This is a genomic window from Gulosibacter sediminis (assembly GCF_030011715.1).
Classification (GTDB): Bacteria; Actinomycetota; Actinomycetes; order Actinomycetales; family Microbacteriaceae; genus Gulosibacter; species Gulosibacter sediminis.
In genome coordinates this window covers 91,246-110,119 of the sequence record NZ_JASCYH010000002.1, presented here as the reverse complement: position 1 = coordinate 110,119, position 18,874 = coordinate 91,246, and the positions used below count along the sequence as shown (strand labels likewise).

At 66.8% G+C, this 18,874-nt stretch carries 15 protein-coding genes; 12 read left to right on the top strand and 3 right to left on the bottom strand.

Annotation, left to right across the window (positions count from 1 at the left end):
• The first annotated feature begins 289 nt into the window (after nucleotides 1-289).
• The 4 genes from QM019_RS01675 (at nucleotide 290) to def (ending at nucleotide 6,405) form a co-directional block, all read left to right on the top strand.
• On the top strand, nucleotides 290-835 hold the full coding sequence (locus tag QM019_RS01675; RefSeq protein WP_125105735.1) for a MerR family transcriptional regulator: 546 nt from the start codon (nucleotides 290-292) through the stop codon (nucleotides 833-835).
• A gap of 205 nt (nucleotides 836-1,040) precedes the next feature.
• On the top strand, nucleotides 1,041-4,472 hold the full coding sequence (locus tag QM019_RS01670) for a pyruvate carboxylase (protein ID WP_282851609.1): 3,432 nt from the start codon (nucleotides 1,041-1,043) through the stop codon (nucleotides 4,470-4,472).
• 32 nt (nucleotides 4,473-4,504) lie between these two features.
• A complete protein-coding gene (locus tag QM019_RS01665) occupies nucleotides 4,505-5,917 on the top strand; it encodes a mycothione reductase (protein ID WP_282851608.1) in 1,413 nt (470 codons plus the stop codon).
• Entirely contained in the window at nucleotides 5,914-6,405 is a 492-nt protein-coding gene (def, locus tag QM019_RS01660; protein WP_282851607.1) for a peptide deformylase, read from the top strand. Before QM019_RS01665 ends, def begins: the two co-directional genes overlap by 4 nt.
• Nucleotides 6,406-6,438: 33 nt before the next feature.
• On the opposite strand, the gene QM019_RS01655 is transcribed toward def, so the two are convergent.
• Nucleotides 6,439-8,295: an AMP-dependent synthetase/ligase gene (locus QM019_RS01655; RefSeq protein ID WP_428831945.1), complete on the bottom strand. Its 1,857-nt coding sequence runs from the start codon at nucleotides 8,293-8,295 to the stop codon at nucleotides 6,439-6,441.
• A gap of 155 nt (nucleotides 8,296-8,450) precedes the next feature.
• On the opposite strand from QM019_RS01655, the gene QM019_RS01650 reads away from it, so the two are divergent.
• Together QM019_RS01650 and QM019_RS01645 are read left to right on the top strand one after the other, a co-directional pair.
• Nucleotides 8,451-9,146: a lysophospholipid acyltransferase family protein gene (locus QM019_RS01650; protein ID WP_282825582.1), complete on the top strand. Its 696-nt coding sequence runs from the start codon at nucleotides 8,451-8,453 to the stop codon at nucleotides 9,144-9,146.
• A 92-nt stretch (nucleotides 9,147-9,238) separates the two neighbouring features.
• Nucleotides 9,239-10,609 (top strand): class II 3-deoxy-7-phosphoheptulonate synthase, encoded by a 1,371-nt coding sequence (locus QM019_RS01645; protein ID WP_282851605.1) that lies wholly within the window; start codon nucleotides 9,239-9,241, stop codon nucleotides 10,607-10,609.
• Between the two features lie 61 nt (nucleotides 10,610-10,670).
• Here QM019_RS01645 and pknB read toward each other — a convergent pair whose 3' ends face one another.
• Nucleotides 10,671-12,551 (bottom strand): Stk1 family PASTA domain-containing Ser/Thr kinase, encoded by a 1,881-nt coding sequence (gene pknB / locus QM019_RS01640; RefSeq protein WP_428831950.1) that lies wholly within the window; start codon nucleotides 12,549-12,551, stop codon nucleotides 10,671-10,673.
• Nucleotides 12,552-12,742: 191 nt separating this feature from the next.
• Here pknB and QM019_RS01635 point away from each other — a divergent pair, with 191 nt between their 5' ends.
• Nucleotides 12,743-13,102, top strand: coding sequence for an Rv2175c family DNA-binding protein (locus QM019_RS01635; RefSeq protein ID WP_125105742.1), 360 nt, complete (start codon nucleotides 12,743-12,745; stop codon nucleotides 13,100-13,102).
• Between the two features lie 3 nt (nucleotides 13,103-13,105).
• Here the strand turns inward: QM019_RS01635 and QM019_RS01630 are convergent, their stop codons facing one another.
• A complete protein-coding gene (locus QM019_RS01630) occupies nucleotides 13,106-14,194 on the bottom strand; it encodes a polyprenyl synthetase family protein (RefSeq protein ID WP_282851603.1) in 1,089 nt (362 codons plus the stop codon).
• Nucleotides 14,195-14,282: 88 nt separating this feature from the next.
• On the opposite strand from QM019_RS01630, the gene QM019_RS01625 reads away from it, so the two are divergent.
• The 5 genes from QM019_RS01625 (at nucleotide 14,283) to QM019_RS01605 (ending at nucleotide 18,868) form a co-directional block, all read left to right on the top strand.
• On the top strand, nucleotides 14,283-14,684 hold the full coding sequence (locus QM019_RS01625) for a DUF3040 domain-containing protein (protein WP_282825571.1): 402 nt from the start codon (nucleotides 14,283-14,285) through the stop codon (nucleotides 14,682-14,684).
• 307 nt (nucleotides 14,685-14,991) lie between these two features.
• Entirely contained in the window at nucleotides 14,992-15,423 is a 432-nt protein-coding gene (gene mraZ / locus QM019_RS01620) for a division/cell wall cluster transcriptional repressor MraZ (RefSeq protein ID WP_125105745.1), read from the top strand.
• 101 nt (nucleotides 15,424-15,524) lie between these two features.
• A complete protein-coding gene (gene rsmH, locus QM019_RS01615; RefSeq protein WP_282851602.1) occupies nucleotides 15,525-16,487 on the top strand; it encodes a 16S rRNA (cytosine(1402)-N(4))-methyltransferase RsmH in 963 nt (320 codons plus the stop codon).
• A complete protein-coding gene (ftsL, locus tag QM019_RS01610) occupies nucleotides 16,484-17,032 on the top strand; it encodes a cell division protein FtsL (RefSeq protein ID WP_125105747.1) in 549 nt (182 codons plus the stop codon). Before rsmH ends, ftsL begins: the two co-directional genes overlap by 4 nt.
• A gap of 48 nt (nucleotides 17,033-17,080) precedes the next feature.
• Nucleotides 17,081-18,868, top strand: a complete 1,788-nt coding sequence (locus QM019_RS01605; protein ID WP_282851601.1) for a peptidoglycan D,D-transpeptidase FtsI family protein — start codon at nucleotides 17,081-17,083, stop codon at nucleotides 18,866-18,868.
• The last annotated feature ends 6 nt before the right edge of the window (nucleotides 18,869-18,874 follow it).

Here is an 18,874-nt window from a genome sequence, read left to right as displayed (position 1 = left end):
GTTACGGTTTGGTCTCACCCTCAACTTGAAGTTGAGGGTTTCGGCGTGCCACCTCTGGCGACGTGGAATTCTTTGACACGATCTCATCGTTGTAATTCGACCTCGATGAACGACGCTGGCTCGCCTACACTGAGGTGAGCCGACCTTCGAAATCGGATGCGTCATGCGACGCTGCACCGGCGAGCCGCACCTACGAATCCGGTCCGAAGGACAAGACTGACTGCAACGCAACTGGGCGGAACATCCGCACAAAGCAGACCGGCACGGTTCGGTTGGAAAGGGTAACGCCATGAGCGCACGCGAGGGTGCAGACGGACAGCCGCTGCACGGAGAGCTGCTGTTCACTGATGGTCTGCCCGACCTTGACCCGAACCTCGGGTACCGTGGCGCCGTCGCCGCGAAGGTGGCCGGCATCACCTACCGTCAACTCGACTACTGGGCCCGCACGGAGCTCGTGCAGCCGACCATTCAGAACGCTGCAGGATCGGGCTCACAGCGCCTCTACTCCTTCCGCGACATCCTCGTGCTCAAGCTCGTGAAGCGACTGCTCGAGACGGGCATCTCGCTCCAGCAGATTCGCATCGCCGTCGAGCAGTTGCACGATGCCGGCATCACCGACCTCGCCCAGACGACGCTGATGTCCGACGGCGCGAGTGTGTACCTGTGCACCTCGAACGACCAGGTCATCGACCTCGTCCAGCGTGGCCAGGGCGTCTTCGGCATCTTCGTCGGTCAGGTGCTGCGCGAGGTCGAGACGAACCTCGTCGACATCGAAACCGAGCGGGCCGAACCCGAAGACGAACTCGCGGCACGCCGCAAGAAGCGCGTCAGCTAGCGCGTCCATACTTCAGAGAAATCGCGGACTTGTACGAAAAGTTCGCGATTTTCTTGTTTGCTTGAACATATCCACGAAATGTCGCGTGTGCGCCGATCCGCGCGGTTTCCCCACGCAAATCCCGCCGCTCGACCGATAGTGTGAACTGCACCGCACAACAACGTGCATAATCCACTTCCACACCCAAGGAAGAGTGAGGGGAAGCGTGTTCAAGAAGATTCTCGTCGCGAATCGCGGTGAAATTGCGATCCGTGGATTCCGGGCCGCGGTCGAACTCGGGGCGAAAACCGTCGCCGTGTATCCATTCGAAGACCGTAACTCGCTGCATCGTCTGAAGGCCGACGAGGCCTATGAGATCGGCTCGGAGGGGTCGCCGGTGCAGGCGTACCTCAACATCGACGAGATTATTCGGGTCGCGAAGCTCTCTGGCGCCGACGCTATCTACCCGGGCTACGGCTTCCTTTCCGAGAACGCCGACTTTGCGAAGGCCTGTGCCGACAACGGCGTCACCTTCATCGGCCCCTCGCAGACCGTGCTCGCCTCGGCGGGGAACAAGGTGCACGCGAAGCAGCAGGCCATCGGCGCCGGGGTGCCGGTGCTGAAGTCGTCCGAGCCGTCGACCGATGTCGACGCCCTCATCGCGGCGGCCGACGAGATCGGCTACCCCGTGTTCGCCAAGGCCGTCGCCGGAGGCGGTGGTCGAGGGATGCGCCGCGTCGAGCGGCACGAAGACCTCCGCAGCGCACTTGAGTCGGCCATGAACGAGGCAAAGAGCGCCTTCGGCGACGACACGATGTTCATTGAGCAGGCCGTGCTGCGGCCACGGCACATTGAGGTGCAGATCCTCGCCGACTCGAGCGGTGACGCGGTGCACCTGTTCGAGCGCGACTGCTCGGTGCAGCGCCGCCACCAGAAGGTCATCGAGATCGCGCCCGCGCCGAACCTTGACCAGTCGATCCGCGACGCGATCTACGCCGATGCGGTGAAGTTCGCCAAGTCGATCAACTACGTTAACGCGGGTACCGTCGAGTTCCTCATCGACACCGAGGGCGAGCGTGCCGGCCAGCACGTGTTCATCGAAATGAACCCACGTATCCAGGTTGAGCACACGATCACCGAGGAAATCACCGACATCGACCTCGTGCAGTCGCAGATGCGCATCGCGGCGGGGGAGTTGCTGGTCGACCTCGGTCTCGAGCAGGACGCCATCGAGCGTCGCGGCTACGCGATCCAGTGCCGCATCACCACGGAAGACCCATCGCAGGACTTCCGCCCCGATTCGGGCACGATCACGGCCTACCGCTCGGCCGGTGGGTCGGGCATCCGCATCGACGGCGGTACCGTCGCGACCGGCGCCGAGGTGCTGCCGTACTTCGACTCGCTGCTGCTCAAACTCATTGCCCACGGCAGCGACTTCCCCACCGCGGTGAGCCGAGCCCGGCGCGCGCTGAGCGAGTTCCGCATCCGTGGCATCGCCACGAACATTCCCTTTATCGAGGGCGTGCTCGGCGACGAGGCCTTCGTCGCCGGCGAGGTCTCGACCGACTTCATCGAGAAGCGGCCCGAGCTGCTGCAGTACCGCAAGTCGGCGAACCGCGGCACGAAGATCCTCAACTGGCTCGCCGACGTCACCGTGAACAAACCCAACGGCGAGCGCCCCGCGACGGCGCAGCCGCGGCTCAAGCTGCCGGCGCTCAAGGCGGCAGGTGAGCCGACCGGCCAGCGGCAGCTGCTGCGCGAGCTCGGCCCCACCGGGTGGGCAGCACAGCTGCGCGCCGACCCTCGCCTGCGAGTGACCGACACGACGTTCCGCGACGCCCACCAGTCGCTGCTCGCCACCCGCGTGCGCACGACCGACCTGCTCGAGGTCGCGCCGCACGTCGCGCATCAGCTGCCCGAGTTGCTCTCGATGGAGGCCTGGGGTGGTGCGACCTATGACGTCGCCCTGCGCTTCCTCGGCGAAGACCCGTGGGAGCGACTCGCGCGCCTGAGTGCCGAGCTGCCGAACATCCCGGTGCAGATGCTGCTGCGCGGCCGCAACACCGTCGGTTACACGCCGTACCCGACTTCGCTCACCGACGCGTTCGTGCGCGAGGCGACCGACACGGGCGTCGACATTTTCCGCATCTTCGACGCGCTCAACGACGTCGAGCAGATGCGCCCGGCGATCGACGCCGTGCTCGAAACCGGCAGTTCGGTGGCCGAGGTGGCCATGTGTTACACCGGCAACCTGCTTGACCCGGCCGAAGACCTCTACACGCTCGACTACTACCTGAAGCTGGCCGAGCGCATCGTCGATGCGGGCGCACACGTGCTCGCGGTCAAGGACATGGCGGGCCTGCTTCGCCCGGCCGCGGCGACGAAGCTCGTCGAGGCACTGCGCGAACGCTTCGAGGTGCCGGTGCACCTCCACACGCACGACACCGCGGGCGGCCAGCTCGCGACGCTCGTCGCGGCGAGCAACGCCGGGGTGGATGCGGTCGACGTCGCCGCCGCGCCGATGTCAGGCACGACGAGCCAGGTGTCGATGAGCGCGCTCGTCGCGGCACTCGCGAATACCGAGCGCGACACCGGCTTCGACCTGCAGGCCGTCACCGACCTCGAACCATACTGGGAAGCCGTGCGCGCGATCTACTGCCCGTTCGAGTCGGGCCTGCCGTCGCCGACCGGCCGCGTCTACCGCCACGAGATTCCCGGCGGGCAGCTCTCGAACCTGCGCCAGCAAGCGATCGCCCTCGGCCTCGCGAACGACTTTGAGCGCATCGAGGACATGTACGCCGAGGCCGACCGGATTCTCGGTCGCCTGCCGAAGGTGACGCCGTCGTCGAAGGTCGTTGGCGACCTCGCGCTCCACCTCGTGGCCGTGAACGCCGACCCGAAGGACTTCGAGGAGCACCCCGAGAACTACGACATTCCGGCGTCGGTCACGGGCTTCCTCGCAGGCGAGCTCGGCGACCTGCCGGGCGGCTGGCCCGAGCCATTCCGCACGAAGGCGCTGCGCGGTCAGCAGCCGAACATCGATGTGAAGCCGCTCAGCGCGCAGGACGAGGCTGACCTCGCGGGCGACTCGGCAACCCGTCGGGCGACGCTGAACCGCCTGCTGTTCCCACAGCCGACCGCGATCTTCGAAGACATCCGCGCACTGTTCGGCGACCTGTCGAAGCTCGACACGCTCGACTATCTCTACGGACTCGAGCCGGGCGAGGAGTACCGGGTGCCGCTCGAGAAGGGCGTCGACCTGTTCATCACCCTCGAGGCGATCGGTGAGCCGGACGAGTCGGGCACCCGCACCGTCATGGCCACGTTGAACGGCCAGCTGCGCCCCGTGCTCGTGCGCGACCGCAGCGTCAAGGTCGAAGAAATCGAGCGCGAGAAAGCCGACCCGAACAACGCCGGCCACGTAGCGGCGCCATTCTCGGGCACCGTCACGGTGCGCGTCGAGGCCGGCCAGGAGGTCGCGCAGGGCGACCAGATCGCGACCATCGAGGCCATGAAGATGGAGGCGGCAATCACCGCGAGCGTCGCGGGTACGATTGAGCGCGTGGTGCTCCAGCAGGCATCGCAGTCGGTTGACAACGGCGATCTCGTTGCCGTCATCCGACCCGCAGACAGCAGCGGGCTGGTCGGCGCGGAGTAGCGCGCGCACGGCCATCCCCGCAGGACGAAGGGATGGCCGTGCCCCAGACCGAGTACGAGGAGTTCGACCTCATTATCATCGGGGCCGGTTCGGGCAACACGATTCCCGGGCCGGACTTCGCCGATTGGCGCATCGCGATCGTTGACGACGGTCGCTGGTTCGGGGGCACTTGTCTCAACGCCGGCTGCATTCCGACGAAAATGTTCGTGCACCCGAGCGACGTTGCGCGCGAGATGCGCCAGGGTGGGCACCTCGGCGTGCACGGCTCGGCTGAGCTCGACTGGGCGGCCGTGCGCGACCGCGTCTTCGGTCGCATCGACTCGATCTCGCAGGGCGGCGAGGCGTACCGCGATCACGGTGAGCCGAACATTACGCTCGTGCGCGAGACCGTGCAGTTCACGGGGGAGCGCGAGCTCACGACGGTGAGCGGGCGACGCCTGCGCGGTGAGCGCATCGTCATCGCGGCTGGCTCGCGGCCCCGCGAGCTGCCGAACCTGCCGTTCGGCGACACTGTGATTTCGAGCGACGACGCCCTGCGGCTCGACGCGCTGCCCGCGAGCCTTCTCGTCATCGGTGGCGGTGCGGTCGCGTCGGAGTTCGCCGCCGTCTACTCGGCGTTTGGCGTCGAGGTCACGCAGCTCAACCGCTCGCCGCTGCTCCGCAGCGCCGACGCCGACGTCTCCGAGACCTTCACCAAGCTCGCGGGCGAGCAGTGGTCGGTGCGTACCGGCGTCACGGTCGCCTCGGCTGAGCACCGGGACTCGGGCTGGCAGCTCACGCTCGATGACGGCAGTGAGCTCTCGGCCGAGCTCGTGCTCGTGGCCGCCGGGCGCATCCCGAACACCGACCGCCTCGGTGTCGACGCGGCCGGCTTCGACGTCCGCGCCGACGGCACGCTCGCGGTCGATCTGGGCCAGCGCGTGCTGCGCGACGGCGAGCCCGTCGACGGCATCTATGCGCTCGGCGACGTCTCGTCGCCGCACCAGCTCAAGCACGTCGCGAACCAGGATGCGCGCATCGTCGCCGAAAACCTGCGCCGCACAGCCCGCGGAGAAGCGCTCGCCGAGAACACGCTCGGGCCCGTGCCGTACGCCGTGTTCAGTGCCCCCGAGGTCGCCCACTTCGGGCTCACGCTCGCGGAGACCACCGAGCAGGGCATGGACGCGTTCGAGGTGCGCCACGACTATGGCTGGACGGCCTGGGGGTGGGCGCTCGACGACGAGGTGAGCTTCCTCAAGATCGTCGTCGAGCGGGTCACCGGCAAGCTGCTCGGTGCCCATATCATCGGCCCCGACGCACCCATCTTGCTGCAGCCGCTGCTGCAGGCCGCGAGCTTCAACCAGAGCGTGCGCGGTCTTGCCCGCGGCCAGTATTGGCCGCACCCGGCCGCCACCGAAATCATCGAGAACGCCCTGCTGAAGGCGGAGGAGGAACTGCAAGCGTGACCATTCGCGACATCCGGTATTACGGCGACCCCGTGCTGCGCACGGAGGCCGACCCGATCACGAAGATCGACGACCGCATCCGCAGCCTCATTGCCGATCTCGTCGAAACGACCGACATGGATGGTCGCGCGGGCGTGGCCGCGCCGCAGATCGGCGTGCCCCTGCGCGCGTTCAGCTACAACGTCGACGGCAAGGTCGGCTATGTCATCAACCCCGTGCTCGAGGAGGTCTCGGGCGAACCGACCGAGATCGATGAGGGCTGCCTCTCGGTGCCCGGCCTTTGGTTCCCGACCAAGCGCTACCCATACGCGCGCGTGCGCGGCATCGATCTCGAGGGCGAGGAAGTCATGCTCGAGGGCACGGGCGTGATGGCGCAGATGCTGCAGCACGAGACCGATCACCTCAACGGCACGGTCTACGTCGACACGCTCGCGAAGGACCAGCGCCGGCTCGCCCTCCGGCAAATCCGCGAGAGCGACTGGTTCTAAGAACCAGCCGCTCTCGGCAGTGGGGCGCGGGGGCTAGAGCGTCGGCACGGACGAGGTCTTCGAGTAGATCTCGGCGATGACCGGGGCGATGCGCTCGAGCACTACGTTGCGCTTGATCGACAGCTTCGGCGTGAGCGTGCCGTCGTCGATGCTGAAGACATAGTCGAGGATGCGGAACTCGCGAATCGACTCGGCCCGCGACACGCGCGTGTTCGCGCTATCGATGACCGACTTCAAGTGCGCGCGCACCTTGTCGTTCTCGGCGGCTTCGGCGAGCGAGAGATTCGGGTCAAGGCCCTGCGTCTCGAGCCACTTCGGCAGCATCTCGGGGTCGAGCGTGATCACTGCCGAGATGAACGGCTTCTGGTCGCCCACGACGACGCACTCGCCGACGATCGTGTCGGCACGGATCGGGTCTTCAAACGTCGCCGGCGCGACGTTCTTGCCGCCCGCCGTCACGATGATGTCCTTCTTGCGGCCCGTGATGGTGAGGTAGCCGTCCGCGTCGAGGCGGCCGAGGTCGCCGGTACGGAACCAGCCGTCCTCGGTGAAGGCATCGGCCGTCGCTTCGGGGTTATTGAGGTACTCACGGAACACGTCGACGCCCTTGACGAGAATCTCGTCATCGTCATCGATGCGCACGCCGACACCTGGCAGGGGCGGGCCGACGGTGCCGACCTTGAACGCACCGGGCAGGTTTACCGACACCGGCGCCGTCGTCTCCGTGAGGCCGTACCCCTCGAGCACCTGCACGCCGAGCGCGCGGTAGAAGTGGCCGAGGAACAGGCCCAGCGGCGCCGAACCCGAGACGGCGTGCTCGACGCGGCCACCGAGAGTCTCGCGCAGCTTCTTGAACACGAGTCGGTCATAGAGCTTGAACTGCAGCTTGAGGCCGAGCGGCACCTTCGCCTCGTCGAGGGCGCGCGAGTACGCCACGCCGATCTTCACGGCGCGCTCGAAGATCTTGCGCTTGCCACCCTCGGTCGCCTTCTGCAGGGCCGAGTTGTAGACCTTCTCAAAGACGCGGGGCACCGCGAGCAGGAACGTCGGGCGGAACGAGCCGAGCGCCGGCACGAGCTGCGAGGTGTCGTGCTGGTGGCCCACCTTGACGCCCGTCGAGACGCAGAGAATCGAGATGAGCCGGGCGAACACGTGCGCGAGCGTGATGAACAGCAGGGTGGATGAGCCAGGCTTACGCACGAGCGGCGACAGCGGCTCCTCGATGTTGCGCACGAGTTCGACGAAGTTCGCGTGCGTGAGCACGGTGCCCTTCGGGCGGCCGGTCGAGCCAGAGGTGTAGATGATGGTCGCGACGTCATCGGCCTTCGCCTGCGTGCGCGCCTGCTCGAGCTGCGCATCCGTGACCGACGTACCGGCCTCACGCAGTTGGTCGAGCGCGCCCTCGCTCATCGTCCAGCGCCACTGGACCTCGGGCCGACCCTCGCCGATTTCGTCGTAGCGGCCGGCGAGCTTCTCGTCTTCGGCCAGAATACCCTTGGCGCCCGAGTCACTGAGCATCCAGGCGAGCTGCGAGGCCGAGCTCGTCTCGTAGACCGGGACCATCACCGCGCCGGCCGTCATGAGCGCGTAGTCGACGAGCGTCCACTCATAGCTCGTGACGCAGAGGAATGCGATGCGGTCGCCGGGCTGAACGCCGGCGGCGATGAAGCCCTTGGCGATCGAGTTCACGTCGTCGACGAACTCGCGGGTGGAGATATCGCGCCAACCGTCACCCTTCGGCACTGAGAACAGTGCGGCTTGGGGTCGCAGATCGAGCTGCTTGTGCAGCAGATCGGTGATGTTGAGTTCTGGGTCAGCGGGCACGACCGGAGGAGTGATGCGTTCTCGCACCCCGCCTCCCTGTGCTCCCGACTTCGGGGTACCGGACATATGGGGTGGCTCCTCGTCGAGTGGTGGATTGATTGCGCGACATCTTTGGCGGTTGCGTCATTGCATCTGTCTCGCTGGGATCCTATGAGGATTCTCCGAGCGGGGCGCCCAGGTGGGTATGATTGCAGTCGCGCAATTGGAGGTTATGGTCCCGCATGATTTATTGGCTGCTCAAGCACATTGTGGCTGGCCCCATCCTTCGGAGTCTTTTTGGACCAGAAGTTGTTGGCGCTGAACACCTCCCGCGGAAAAAGGGGGCAGTCATCTTTGCCTCGAATCACCTCTCGGTGATCGACTCCTTTTTGCTGCCGCTCGTGCTCCGTCGCCGCATCTACTTCCTCGCCAAATCCGAGTACTTCACGGGCAAAGGCATCAAGGGTGCCTTCGTGCGATGGTTCTTTACGTCGACCGGCATGCTCTCGATCGACCGCTCCGGTGGCAAGGCCTCCGAGGCGTCGCTGCGCACGGGCCTTGAGGTGCTCAACCGCGGCGACTGGCTCGGTATTTACCCCGAGGGCACTCGTAGCCCCGACGCCCGCCTGTATCGCGGTCGCACCGGCATCGCGCGCATGATCCTCGAGTGCGAGCGCCCCGTGCAGGTGGTGCCCGTGGTGATGGTGGACGCCGAGAAGATCATGCCACCTGGTGCGAAGCGCCCGCGGCCCGGCAAGGTCGGTATCCGCTTCGGCAAGCCCATCGAGTTCTCGCGGTATCAGGGCATGGAACCCAACCGGTTCATCCTGCGCTCGATCACCGACGAGGTCATGAGCGAGATCGCCGCGCTGAGCGATCAGGAATACGTCGACGGCTACGCGTCGTCGTATAAGAACCGCGAAATCGCCGCCGCCTAGCTGTCGGGAATTCCGCCCGAACCCCACGCGTTGCCCGAGACAGACGGCACCCCCACACGTCCCCGAGCCCCATTGAAGAAAGACACTTCCGCATGACCAACACGCCCACTCTGCAGCCGACTTCCTCCCCGTTGCCCGGACTTGAGGCGTGGCGAGAGCTGCCGATCAAGCAGCAGCCGACCTGGCCCGACCCTGCCGAGGCGACGCGCGTGTTCGACGACCTGTCGAAGCGTCCGCCGCTCGTGTTTGCGGGCGAGGTTGACCGCCTGCGCACCCGCGTCGCCGATGCCGCGGCCGGCAACGCCTTCGTGCTGCAGGGTGGCGACTGCGCCGAGACCTTCGTCGGCGCGACCGCCGACAAAATCCGTGCGCGCGTCTCGACGATCCTGCAGATGGCGCTCGTGCTCACGTACGGTGCCTCGATGCCGGTCGTGAAGATGGGCCGCATGGCCGGCCAGTTCGCGAAGCCACGCTCGAGCGACACCGAGACGCGCGAGAACGTGACGCTGCCCGCCTACCGCGGCGACATCGTCAACGACTTCGCCTTCACAGAGGCGTCGCGCACGCCGAACCCGCAGCGGATGCTCGAGGGCTACCACGTCTCGTCGTCGACGCTCAATCTCATTCGTGCCTTCACGACCGGTGGCTTTGCCGACATGCGCGAGGTGCACTCGTGGAACCGCGGGTTCGCGCAGAACCCCGCCAACGCGAAGTACGACGCGATGGCGCGCGACATCGACCGCGCCCTGAAGTTCATGGCCGCCACGGGGACCGACTTCGACACGATGAAGGAGGTCGAGTTCTACGTCGGCCACGAGGGCCTGCTGCTCGAGTACGAGCGCGCCCTGACCCGCATCGACTCGCGCACCGGCTTGCCGTACGACACCTCGGCGCATTTCATCTGGATCGGCGAGCGCACACGCGATCTCGACGAGGCCCACATGGACTACTTCTCGCGGGTGCGCAACCCGATCGGTGTGAAGCTCGGCCCGTCGACGACGCCCGAGACGATGCACCGCATCATCGAGAAGCTCGACCCGAACCGCGAGCCCGGCCGCCTCACCTTCATCACTCGGATGGGCGCGGGCAAGATCCGCGACGTGCTGCCAGGCCTCCTCGAGGCGTCGAAGCAGGAGGAGTCGACCCCGCTGTGGATCACCGACCCGATGCACGGCAACGGCTTCACGAGCGAGCGCGGCTTCAAGACCCGCAACTTCGACGACATCGTCGATGAGGTCAAGGGCTTCTTCGAGTCGCACCAGCAGGCCGGCACCCACCCGGGCGGCATCCACGTTGAGCTCACCGGCGACGACGTGACCGAGTGCCTCGGCGGCTCGGAGCACATCGATGAGGACGCCCTGGCGACGCGCTACGAGTCGCTTTGCGACCCGCGTCTCAACCACATGCAGTCGCTCGAGCTCGCGTTCCTTGTGGCCGAGCTGCTGCAGCAGCGCCCGGCCTAACGACCGCAACGAAGAATCCCGCCCACGGAGCGACTCCGCGGGCGGGATTTCTCGTTGGTCGCTAGAACTCGTAGGTGGCGGTGATCTTCACCGTCGAGCCGCGCTCGACCTCCTCGCCGCCGCTCGGGTTCTGTGATGAGACCTTTGCGTCGTCGAGCAGCACCGATGGAATGCTGTGGTCGACGTCAAAGCCCGCGGCCTCGAGCTCGGCAATCGCATCCTTCGCCGGCTTGCCGGTGACGTCGGGCACCTCGACGAGGTCGGGCCCGAGCGACACGACGAGGTTCACTGTCGAGCCGGGCACCATCGGGTCGGACGTGTTCTCTTGCGAGAGCACGACCCCCGCGGGCACCGACGAACTGTACTGCGAGTCGACGACCGCCGGCGTGAGGCCGGCGTCGGTGAGTGCCTGCTCGGCCTCGCCCTGGCTCATGCCGCTGACCTCGGGCACCGAGCCGGCCGAAACGACGAGCCGAATGGTCTGCTGCTCCGCCATCTCCTGCGGCAGGGTCTCGCCGGTCTCGGTCGTGCCGCGGATGACGTGGTCGGCCTCGATCGAACCGCTGAACTCGGTCACGTGCGTCTCGGCGTCGACGACGAAGCCGGCGTCGGTGATCGCCTGCTCGGCGTCGGCGGTCGACAGGCCCTCGAGGGCGGGCACGGTGAGGATGCGCGGCCCGGCAGAGACGACGAGGTCGATCGGGGAGTCGGGTGCGAGCTTCGTGTTGGGGTCAGGGCTCATGCTGATGACGGTGCCCTCCGGCACTTCGAGCGAGTTGTCCTCGGTCACCTCACCCACGGTGAAGCCCGAGGCGACGATGGTCGCTTCGGCGTCGGACTGCGCCTGCGCGACGACATCGGGCGTCGAGCCGTAGGACCCCGGGCCGATGCCCTCGTACCAGCCGAGGCCCGCAGCCAAGAACGCCATGACCAAGACGACAAAGAAGGCGAGCACACCCGCACGACGCTTCTGCCCGTTGAGTCGTTGTAGGCGTCTAGCCGCGGGCGCGCCGCCCTCGACTGCCGGCGCAATCGTGGCCACATCGACCGACTCGACAGGACCCGTCGGCTGCATCACCGAGTTCGGCATGGAGTCGTTGTCGGAGACGGCGAGCAGGTGGGTGTCGTTGTCGGCAAAGTTCTGGATCGCCGTTTCGAGGGGCACAGTTGCCCCGCCGCCGTTGGCAATGTCGCGCTCGGCCTGCCGCAGCGCGGCGAGCATGGCGCCGGCGTCAGCCGGGCGGTCCTCGGCGTCGCGCTCGGTCGCCCAGACGACCAGGTCGTCGAGCACTCCGGGCACGCTCGGCTGGGCCTCGCTCGGCGGCGGCACCGAGTCGTTCGCGTGCCGGTAGGCGATGTTGACCGGCTCATCGCCGCGGTAGGGCTGCTCGCCGACCAGCATCTCGTACATCATGATGCCGGCCGAGTAGATGTCGCTGCGCACATCGGCGAGGCCCTTGGTGACGAGCTCGGGCGCGAGGTAGGCAATCGTGCCAAGCAGCACCGAACCGGACGCGGTGTTGTTCGTCACAGCACGGGCGAGGCCGAAGTCCGAGAGCTTGATGCGGCCATCGTCGGCGAGTAGCACGTTCTCGGGCTTGATGTCGCGGTGGATGATGCCCTGGCGGTGCGCCACCTGCAGGCCTGCCAGCACCGCATCCATGATGTCGATGGTCTGCTCGACCGTGAGCCGGTGGTGGTCGTGCAGCAGGTCGCGCAGGGTGATGCCCGGCACGTACTCCATGACGATGTAGGCGAGCCCCTCGTCGTCGCCCTGGTCATAGACATTGACGAGGTTCGGATGCGCGAGTCGTGCGGCTGACCGGGCTTCGCGAATGAAGCGGTCGCGGAACGATTCGTCGGCCGCGAGATGCGCGTGCATGATCTTGATCGCGACCCGGCGGTCGAGCCGGAGGTCGGTCGCGACGTACACCGTGGCCATGCCGCCTCGGGCGATGAGCGACCGAACCTGGTAGCGGCCGTCGACGAGACGGCCGATCACGGTGTCGGGATTCACAGGGCTCACGCTGGCAGGGTAGTCGGCCGCGACAAATCAGCGCGTGTGAAACTCCGCGGGCGATGCATTTTGCCGCGCGGTGGCAGGCGAGACGGAGAATCTGCAACCATGGAGGTGTGACCGATGTCAACACCGAATCCGTATACGCCGACCACGAGTGGATCTCGCTCAAAGACGCCGCCGGGCAGCTCGGAGTCTCCTCCGGCCGCCTCCACCGCCTGCTCCAGGAGCGCTACCTGCTCTCCGTCAAGTACGACGGCGAGAAGCAACTGCCGCAGGCCTTTATCCAGAATGGTGAACCGCTCGCCGGTCTGCGTGGCACGCTCACGCTGCTCGCCGACCAGGGCATCGATGGCGACGAGGCCATGGCCTGGCTGCTCAGTGAGGACGACAGTCTCGGCATGACGCCGGTGGCGGCGCTCACCGAAGGGCGCAAGTCCTCGGTGCGTCGCTCCGTGCAGCTGTTCGCCGTCTAAGGGCTACGAGCTGCGCTTCGCTGTCTGCTCGGCGAGCGCGGTCAACGACGACTGGGTCTCGGAGCTGAGCGGCGTCGCATCGATTGCCGCGACGGCCTCGTCGAGCCAGGCTTGGATGCGCGCCTCGACGGCCTCGAGCGCGCCGCTGTCGGTCAACGCCGCCTGCATCCGGCCGATTTCGTCGAGTGAGAGGTCGGGCCGCCCGAGGCGGGTGGCGAAGAACTCGCGCGTCGCCGCGTCGCCGCGGGCCGCCACCTCGGCGACGAGCAGCGTGCGCTTGCCCTCGCGCAGGTCGTCGCCCGCCGGCTTGCCGGTGACCTCGGGGTCGCCGAAGACGCCGAGCACGTCATCGCGGAGCTGGAAGGCGAGGCCGAGGGGTAGGCCGATGGCGCTGGCCGAGTTGAGCTCGGCCATGGATGCGCCGGCGAAGCTCGCGCCGAGGCGCAGCGGCGACTCGACCGAGTAGCGTGCCGACTTGGACGTCGCGATGGCGATGGCTCGGTCGGCCCAGCGCTCGACCGGCACGACCGGCCACGCGAGTTCCTCGACGACGTCAAGGTATTGGCCGGCCGTGACCTCGGTGCGCATGCGGCGGAACTCGGCCGCCGCGGTCTCGGCGCGATCGCGACCGACGAGCCCGCGGGCCAGGTCGAGGGCGTCGTTGCTCCACATGAGCAGGAGGTCGCCCGCGAGGATGGCGGCTGAGGCGCCGAAGTGTTCGCGGTCGCCGGTCCAGCCGCGCTCGCGGTGGAGCGTCTCAAAGACCCGGTGGGTCGACGGGCGGCCGCGGCGGGTGTCGGAACGGTCGAGCAGGTCGTCGTGCACGAGGGCGGCGGCGTGAAAGAGCTCGACGGCGACACCGGCGTGTACGAGCGCCTCGTCAGTGCCAGATTCAGGGGAGGCCGCGGTGAGGCCCCCGCCGGCCGCGACGAACTGGGCCCGCGTGCGCTTGCCGCCACTCGAAAAGGCGATGAGCTGCTCGAGTAGGGGAGCGAGGTCGTCGCTCAGCGCAACAAGGTCTGGGCGGTGCTGGTCGAAAACCGTGGCAAGCGCCTGGTTGACGCGGTCCACGAAGAGCAAGCTTTCAGTCACTGTCTCATTCTATTCAGGGGACGGCAGCGTAGAATCAAAGTTCAATCCGCCAGCAGGTGGGCGCCTGCCCAGGGACAGCGAGGGAATCATGGCACTCTCAGAGCAAGAACAACGGTTGCTTGACGAGATGGAGCGCAGCCTCTATCAGCACGATGCCGATGTTGTGTCGACCGGTCGTCCCGCTGGTGCTGCCCTCACCGCACGCTCGATCACCATCTCGGTGCTCGCACTCGCGGTCGGGCTTGCCGTCATCGTCGGCGCGATGGCAATCCAGCAGCCTTGGGCCGGCCTCATCGGCTTCGCAATCATGATCGGCGGCGTCTATTGGGCGTTCGCTTCGTCGGGTTCTTCGTCCACGGGCGAGTCGACGAAGCTTCCCGGTACGCCGGGTCGACCGACCACCGACGCTGGCGTGAAGTCGCCCGACGGTCGCGGCTTCATGGATCGCATGGAGGACCGCTGGGACCGCCGGCAGGATAACCAAGGCTAACCACCTCCCACCACCCCACTTCGCTCCCCGCGGGAGCAAAACGGGGCCAACCCACTCGGGTTGGCCCCGTTTTTTGTTTCCTGCGCTCCCCACTGCCCCCAAAACGGCGGCAAAGCCGGCTTTCTCCCTCCACCGCGCTCCACCTGTCGACTGCCCAGTAGTTTCCACAGTTCTCTCAGGAATAAACCCCGAAAATCGCCCCACTTACCGTGACTCGTGGGGTGATGTGGAGTAAAGTGGTGCGAGATGGCATGAGGTGGTCTGAAGGTGGTGAACACCACCGCGAGCAGGAGGGGAGGGCGCACCGATGTTTCTCGGCACGTACTCACCGAAGCTCGACGAGAAAGGCCGTCTGATCTTGCCCGCGAAGTTTCGCGACCAGCTCACTGAGGGGGTCGTGCTCACCCGCGGGCAGGAACGCTGCATCTACGTGTTCTCGAACGCCGAGTTCGAGGGCTTTCACGACCGCATCCGCCAGGCACCGGTGACGAGCAAGCAGGCGCGCGACTACCTACGACTGCTGCTCTCCGGCGCCCACGCCGAAACCCCCGACAAGCAGGGGCGCATCACGATCCCGCAGCAGCTGCGGCAGTACGCAGGACTAGACCGCGAACTCGCCGTTATCGGCGCGGGCAGTCGCGCCGAAATCTGGGGCGCTGAGTCGTGGAACACCTACGTCGCCGCGAACGAAGCGGCATTCTCTGAGACCGCCGAGGAGGTGATCCCGGGCTTGTTCTAGCCCTGCCGCGTGGCCCCAGGTCGGTCACCCTGACGCACCTTCCCCGGCGCCAGGTTGAGTGACTCGGGACCACGAGGCAGGGAGGAACCCTCCGGAACGATATGGACCGTGACCTCAGCTCCATCCACATCCCCGTCATGCGCGAACGGGTCGTCGAGATGGTCTCGCACTCGCTCACCAAACCCGGCGCGATCTACGTCGACTGCACCCTCGGCATGGGCGGCCACGCCGAGGCGGTGCTGCGGGCGAACCCGAATGCGCGCCTCGTTGGCATCGACCGTGACACGGCGGCGCTCGACGTGGCGCGGGCCCGTCTCGCCGACTTCGCCGACCGCACGCACTTCGCGCACGCCGTCTACGACGAGTTCGATGAGGTGCTCGATGACGCCGGCATCGACGAGGTTGACGCAGTGTTCTTCGACCTCGGCGTCTCGTCGCTGCAGCTTGACGAGGCCGAGCGAGGCTTCTCGTACATGCAAGACGCCGCGCTCGACATGCGCATGGACCAAACCCGCGGCGTCACCGCGGCCGACCTCATCGCCGAGCTCAGCGAGGCCGAGCTGCGCGAACTCTTCTACCGCTACGGCGACGAAAAGCTCGCGCCCCGCTACGCCGGGGCGATCGTTCGTGCCCGCGCCGAGTCGCCGATCACGACGACGGGTCAGCTCGTCGGCCTCCTCCAGCAGGCAACCCCGGCCGCGCGCAAGAACGCCGGGCACCCCGCGAAGCGCGTCTTTCAGGCGCTTCGGGTCGAGGTGAACGGCGAGCTCGACGCCCTTGAGTCGGCGCTGCCGCAGGCGCTTGGGCGTGTACGGGTCGGCGGCCGAGTCGCCGTCGAGTCCTACCAGTCGCTCGAGGACCGCCTCGTGAAGCGGCTGTTTCAGCTGCGCAGCACTTCAGATGCGCCGCGCGGCCTGCCCATGACTCCCGAACAGATGCAGCCGGAGTTTCGACTGCTGACCCGGGGCGCCGAACAAGTTCACGACGAAGAAGCCCGCGAGAACCCGAGAGCCAAGCCTGTGCGCCTGCGCGCCGTCGAGCGAATTCGGAGCCACATCGCATGACCGCAGCAACGTCACCCAGCAAGCAGCCGCAGTCGACCCCGCGGCCGGCGCTCCGCCTGATTCCGGGCCTGCGCCGCCGCCCCAACATTTCGGGCCGCATGATTGTCATCGCGGTAGTCGTGCTGCTCGGCGCCTTCGCGATTCAGCTCGCGCTGTCGATGGCGATCATCCAGGACGCCTACCGGGCCGACGACCTCGAAAGCCAGCAGCTCGAGCTCGAGCGCGAACACACGGCCGCGCTCGAGGCGTCCGACGCCGCATCCTCGCCCCAGCAGCTCGCGCAGCAGGCGACCGACCTCGGCATGGTGCCGAGCACGGGCAACTCCTACCTTGACCTCGCGACGAGCCAGATCGTTGACTCCGGCAACGGTGCGCCCGCGCAGGCGAGCCCAATTGACCCCTCGCTCGTGCCGAACCAGGTGCTCGAACCCGAGGAGTCGGCGAAGGATGCTGAGAACGCCGACGGCTCCGGAGCGTCAAACACGAAGGCCGACGAACCTGCCGTACCGTCGGAGTTCGAACTCAGCTCGCCCTCGACGCACTAGCCAGTGCGGCCTCGGGCCGCTGGCCCACCGCATGGAAGGAGCGTACGGATGGCCAAGACGCGTCGGCGTCGAACGGGCAGTCGTGCGACTCCCATTCTCGTGGTGATCGCGCTCGTCGTGATCGTGTTTGCGGGGCGACTCGTGAGCCTGCAGGTCATCGACGCGAACGCGATCAGCGCTGAGGCTGACGGCCGACGCGGGCAAACCTCCACGCTCTACGGCACCCGCGGTTCGATCACTGCCGCAAACGACACCATGCTCGCCTCGAGCGTCGACCGGTTCGACATCACCCTCGCCCCGGTGAACATGCGCGACTTCAAGCGGCTCGACCCCGAGACGAACAAGTACGTCGACGTGACGGTCAAGGAGTCGCTCGAGAAGATTGCCGAGCTGACTAACCAGGACGCCTCCGACCTCGCGTCGTCGGTGGATGCGGTGCTGGCGGCGAACCCGGACGCCGCGTTCGGCTACCTCGCGCAGGGCGTCACGCTCGAGCAGTACCAGGCCGTGCGCGACCTCGGCATTCCGTGGGTCTACTTCGAGCGGCACCCCGAGCGCACTTACCCGAATGGCGCCGTGGCCGGTAACCTCACGGGCTTCGTGGGCTCGGACGGCACCCCGCTGTCCGGTCTCGAGCTGCAGTACGACCAGTGCCTCGCCGGGCAAAACGGCGAGGAGAGCTTCGAGCGTTCGGCCGACGGCGTCTCGATTCCCGGTTCGGTCGTCACGTTGAGCGAACCGGTGCAGGGTGGCACGCTCGAACTCAGTATCGACAGCGACACCCAATGGCGTACGCAGCAGATCATCGCCGAGCAGGTCGAGAAAACCAACGCGCTCTCCGGCACCATCACGGTCGTTAACGTGAAGACCGGCGAGCTCGTGGCGGCGGCCGAGTACCCGACCGTCGACCCGAACGAGCCGGGCGAGAGCGACACCGATGACCGCGGTGCCAGAACCTTCACGGCGCCATACGAGCCGGGTTCGATCATGAAGCCGCTGACGGCGTCGATGCTTTACGACCAGGGCCTCGTTGACCCCGACGAGACCATCACGGTGCCCGACACCTGGGACCAAAAAGGTGCGAAGTTCGGTGACGATGCACCGCACGATCCCGTCGAAATGAATATGAACGGCGTGCTGACCGAGTCGTCAAATGTCGGCACGGCCACGTTCGCCGACCGGCTCTCGCCCGAGGCGCGACACGACTACCTGCTGAGCTACGGCCTCAATGAGCAGACCGGCGTCAACTTCCTCGGTGAGGAGTCTGGCATCGTCCGCCCCGCCGACGAATGGGATCCGCAGACGAACTACGCGACGACCTTTGGCCACGGCCTCACCGCTACCGTCGCGCAGATGGCGAGCGCCTACCAGGCCCTCGCGAACGGCGGTTCGCACATTCCGCTGCAGCTCGTGCTCGGCTGCACGCAGGAGGATGGCACGGTTACCGACCAGCCCGACACCACACCGACGCAGGTGGTGTCGTCAGAGGCGGCGGAGCTCGCGCTCGAGGGCATGGAATCGGTTGCCCGCGAGGGCTGGCTCGCCGACCAGGTCGAGGTCCCCGGCTACCGCGTCGGCATCAAGACGGGTACCTCCGAGCGCGTCGATGCCGACACCGGCACGTACATCGTGGGCTCGAACAACGTGTCGATGGCCGGGGTAGCCCCAATGGATGATCCACAGTACGTGGTGCTGGTCACGCTGGCCGACCCGACTACCATCACTACCAGCGCTGCCACTGCGCCCGCATGGCAGTCGACCATGTCGTACGTACTGTCGTCGAACAATGTGTCGCCATCGCCACAGCCGTACCCCGATATCAATATCGTCCACTAGCAGCAG